At 63.4% G+C, this 232-nt stretch carries 1 pseudogene; it reads left to right on the top strand.

Annotated elements, in window-relative coordinates:
* Positions 1–232: pseudogene (locus tag ACSNOK_RS36450) on the top strand (hypothetical protein); the annotation flags it as partial.

Genomic DNA, 232 nt, shown 5'->3' with positions numbered 1-232 from the left:
CCATACCATCTTCGGCAAGAAGATCCCCATTGAGGCCGGCTCCGCGCTTCCGCTCCACTGGGCGATCAACTCGGTCAAGAAGGGCGGGATCGTTTCGGTCGTCGGGGTCTACGGGCCCACGGGCAACATGATCCCCATCGGGAACGTCGTTAACAAGGGTATCACCATCCGCGGCAACCAGGCCTCGGTGAAGCGGCTCCTGCCCCGGTTGATCGAGCATGTGCGCGAGGGC

The organism is Streptomyces sp. URMC 126 (genome assembly GCF_051386555.1).
Lineage (GTDB): Bacteria > Actinomycetota > Actinomycetes > Streptomycetales > Streptomycetaceae > Streptomyces.
This window is presented reverse-complemented; position numbering and strand designations above follow the sequence as displayed.